1 protein-coding gene is annotated in these 3,710 nt (G+C 64.9%); it reads right to left on the bottom strand.

Features of this window, described 5'->3' with window-relative positions; genetic code table 11:
- The coding region (locus tag AU197_RS17645; RefSeq protein WP_156434464.1) for a condensation domain-containing protein at positions 1-3,710 on the bottom strand (3,710 nt) is incomplete at both ends.

Genomic DNA, 3,710 nt, shown 5'->3' with positions numbered 1-3,710 from the left:
ACACCAGCCACATACAACTCCCCCACCACACCCACCGGCACCGAACGCAACCAACCGTCCAACACAAACACCGCCGCGCCCTCTATCGGTACACCGATCGGCGGCGCCGCCGTGCCGGCCGTCAAAGGTCCCGTCCTGCAGGCACACACAGTCGTCTCGGTCGGACCGTAGGCGTTCACCATCACCCGGCCCGGCGCCCACCGATCCACCACCTCCGCCGGACACGCCTCACCGGCGACCAGAAGCGTCATCGACGGCAACCCGCTGGGGGGCAACACCGCTGCTGCGGAGGGGGTTTGGCTCAAGAAGGTGACTTGCTCGGCGGTGAGCAACGCGTGTAGCTCGTCGGCCGAGCCGGCCACGGATTCCGGAACGATCACCAACCGGTCACCGCCCAGCAGTGCACCCCAGACCTCTTCGACCGAGGCGTCATAAGCCAGGGAATGGCACTGTGCCCACACTCTTGTCGGCGCATCGGGATCCGCATTCTTCGGTGCAAGCACCTCGGTGACGTTGCGGTGGGTGATGGCCACCCCCTTGGGCACACCGGTGGTCCCCGAGGTGTAGATCATGTAGGCGATGTCGTCGCGGTCGGGCATCGGCACTGTGGTGACGGGTTGATCGTCGACGGCGGGATCCTCGAGATCGATGATCAGCACGGTGGGTTGGTCCAGGCGGGCGGCCAGCTCGGCTGTGGTGATCGCGGCCACCGGCGCGGCATCGGTGAAGATGAATCCGATCCGATCGGTGGGCAGATCCGGGTCGATCGGCAGATACGCCGCTCCCGTCTTGAGCACCGCCAGCATCGCGGCGATCGCTTCCGGACAACGTGAAAAGAACAGCGCGACAGTGCTTCCGGGGCCTGCACCGAGACCGATCAATGAGCGCACGAGCCGATTCGCCGCCAGATCCAACTCCAGGTAGGTCATTGACCGGCCCTGGTAACTCAGGGCCACCGCATCGGGCATTCGGGCCACCTGCGCGGCGAACAACTCCGGTATCGACACACCGGTCGACGGCCGGCTCAGCGCGGCGCGGTTGCCGAGGTCGTCGAGTCGGCTGCGTTCAGAAGCGTCCAGCAGATCCACGGCTGACAGCCGCCGTGCCGGGTCCGCGGTCATCGTCGCCAAGACCCGCCTCAACCGCCCGATCAGCCCGTGGATACTGATCTCATCGAACGCAGCGGTGTCGAACTCGATGCGCATTTCCAGTTCGGCGCCAGGCCGGATCGCGATCGTCAGCGGGTAGTGGGTGGATTCATGACCACACACATCGGTGATCATCAATTCGGTCATGCCGGACAAGGCAGCGGTGTCGACTGGATAGTTCTCGTACACGAAGATGCTGTCGAACAGTTGATCATGTCCGGTGATGCGGTGGATCTCGCTGAGCGCAAGGTGCTGGTGATCCAGCGTAGCGTTGTGGACGCGCTGCAGCCCGGTGATCAGGTCGGCCGTCGTGGCGGCGGGGTTCATGGCCGCTCGCACCGGCACGGTGTTGATCAACAGCCCGACCATCGATTCCGCGCCGGTCAGCTCGGTTGGCCTCCCCGAAACCACGGTGCCGAAGGCGACGTCGTTCTGACCGGTCAGCCACATCAGCAGTTGAGCCCACGCCGACTGGAGCACAATATTGACGGTGGTATGCAGCGAACGCGCCAATTCGCCGATGTCGCTGGACATCTCAGCGGGTAGGCGGAAGCTCTCCACGCGGCGACGCCCGGGTGTCGATCGGTCCGCGGGGCCAACCAGCGTCGCCTCTTCGAAGCCGACGAATACGTCGCGCCAGGTGCTCTCAGCGGTGTCATCGTCCCGTTCGGCGAGCCAGGCGATGAAGCTGCGGTACGGCGCGGGGGTGGGTAGCTGGTGCCCGTGGTAGCTGGCGAAGATTTCCCCGACGAGGATCGGCAGCGACCAGCCGTCCATCACGATGTGGTGGAAGGTGAGGACGAACCGGTGCTGCTCGTGCGCGGTGCGAATCAGAGCGGCCCGAAAGATATTCTGGCCGAACAGATCACAGACCGCAGCTCGCTCTTCGGCCTCTATCCGCTCGATCTGCTCTTCGGATACGAGTTCGATAGACCGCCACCCAACGGCGGGATCGGCCGGGATAGTCTGGACCGGCTCGTCGAACTGAATGTGGAAGCGGGCCGCGAGGTTCGGATGACGCTTGACGACGGTGTTCACCGCTTCGCGTAGCCGAGAGGAGTCAAGGGCGCCGCTCAAGGTGATCATCAGCTGGACCGCATAGGCATCGTCGCTCGCCTTCGCGGTGCTGGTGTGGAAGAGCAATCCCTGCTGCAAAGGCGTCAACGGCAGGATGTCGGTGACGTCGTAGCGCTGGGCGAGGTCGTCGATCTGGTGTTGGGTCAACCGGGCCGGTGCGATGTCGGAGGGGGTGAGGCCGCCGCCCCCTGCGCGGACGTGGGTGCAGATGCCGGCCAGAGCCTCGAACCAGAGCCGACTCAGTCGGTTGACCCGCTCGGAATCGAGCGTTGAGGGTGCCCATGTCCAGTGGGCGTGTAGTTGTGGTCCGGTGCCGGTGTCGACAGTGCCGGCGTTGAGTTCGACGGTGTGGGCCAACGGCATCGGGACCGCTGCGGCAACACCGGTCAGCGACACTCCGTCGGGTCCGATGCGCCACAGGTCGTCGGACGATTCTTGTCCGGTGCTGGTGAGTCGGCCCAGGTAGTTGAAACCGATCGGGGGATCGTGCTCGGGTAGCTCGATGTCGGGGTTCAGATAGCGCAGCAGACCGTAGGTCAGTGGGTCGGGCAGAGCACGAAGTTGTTCTTTGGCGTCTTTGACCAGCGCACCCAGGCCGGCATCACCTGCGGTGACCTGCGCCCACGACAATCGACAGATATCCAGGGCCACAGGGTATTTGGTGGTGAACCAGCCCACCGTACGAGTCAGATCCACCCCGGCAGCGATACCCTCATCACGGCCATGGCCCTCCACATCGATACCCACCGGCCCACCGGCACCAACAAACTCACCCACCGCTATCGCCAAAGCGATCAACAAAACCTCGTGGATACCGGTGTGAAACGCCGCAGGCACCTGCCCCACCAACACCGCAGTGGTCTCGGTATCCAACGACACCGACCACTGCCCAGCACCGGCATAAGTATCAGCGGGCTGGGGCGCGGGCAACAGCGCGGGAACCTCAGCCACCCGTTTCCAGACCTCGGCCTGACCCATGACCGCAGGGGCGTAAGCATGGTCAGCCAACAGTGCCGACCAGCGGGCAAACGAGGTCCCCACAACCGGCAGGGTGATCGGCTGCCCACTGCGGCGCTGGGCCCAGGCGAAGTTGAGGTCTTCCACCAGTATTCGCCACGACACCCCGTCAACGGTCAGGTGGTGGACGATCAACACCAACTGTTTCGTCGAGGTCACCCACAGGGCACTCACCATCACGCCAGCGGCCGGATCCAATCGTGACCGCGCCGCCAGGAGCGCCTCATCGGAGAACACCTGCACCGACTGCACACACCGACCGGCATCCACCGACCCGGGTTCAGCCACGACGAACGACCACCCGCCCTCGCCGTCACGCTCGGCGCGCAACCGCAACATGGCGTGTCGGTCCACCAACGCCTGCAGCACCGCGGCCACATCGGACTCGGTGACCCCATCGGGGGCCTGCACCACCACCGTCTGGTTGAACTCGTCTATCGGGCCGCCCCGGTGGGTCAACCACCTCAT

Origin of the sequence: Mycobacterium sp. IS-1590 (assembly GCF_001500025.1) — a bacterium.
In the GTDB taxonomy this organism is placed as follows: Bacteria; Actinomycetota; Actinomycetes; order Mycobacteriales; family Mycobacteriaceae; genus Mycobacterium.
The sequence above is the reverse complement of the archived record's forward strand: the minus strand, read 5'-3'. Positions and strand labels throughout refer to the sequence as shown.